The sequence below is a fragment of the Oleiphilus sp. HI0043 genome (assembly GCF_001634935.1).
Genome location: NZ_LWEY01000582.1, coordinates 1 through 558 on the forward strand (window position 1 = coordinate 1; position 558 = coordinate 558).

The 558-nt window shown below is 43.0% G+C and carries 1 protein-coding gene; it reads left to right on the forward strand.

The genetic code is table 11. From position 1 onward, the window contains the following. Positions 1-98: 98 nt before the first annotated feature. A partial coding sequence (locus A3729_RS07260) for a peptidylprolyl isomerase (protein ID WP_068633514.1) occupies positions 99-558 on the forward strand: 460 nt, incomplete at its 3' end.

Genomic DNA, 558 nt, shown 5'->3' on the forward strand with positions numbered 1-558 from the left:
TAAATATAGAGGCTATTTTTTGTAAAAAATTAGCGCATAGACACTATTCTACCAACGCGGGATAATGTGTCTTTTACTATTGATAAACGAGACTTCAGATGCAAATTAGCAAAGATAAAGTGGTAACCTTTCATTATAGACTATCGAATGAGCAAGGCAGTGAGCTGGAGACCTCTCATGGAGAAGACCCGGTTGCTTATTTGCATGGCCATGGAAATATTATTTCTGGTTTGGAAAAAGGCCTGGAAGGTCAGTCGGCAGAAGATGTTTTGACTGTGACGGTTGAACCTCAAGACGGCTATGGCCTGCGTAAAGAAGAAGCTGTTCAGCGCGTACCAATTAAGCACCTAGTGGGCGATAAAAAGCAAAATTCCAAGTTGAAGCCTGGTATGGTGGTTTCGATTAATACCGAAGAAGGTCCAAGGCAGGTTGTGGTATTAAAGGCAGGAAAGTTTAATGTCGATGTGGACACGAATCACCCTTTGGCCGGGCAGGTTTTGAGTTTCGATATTGAAATTCAGAGCGTCAGGGAAGCAACAGAAGATGAGTTGGCTCACG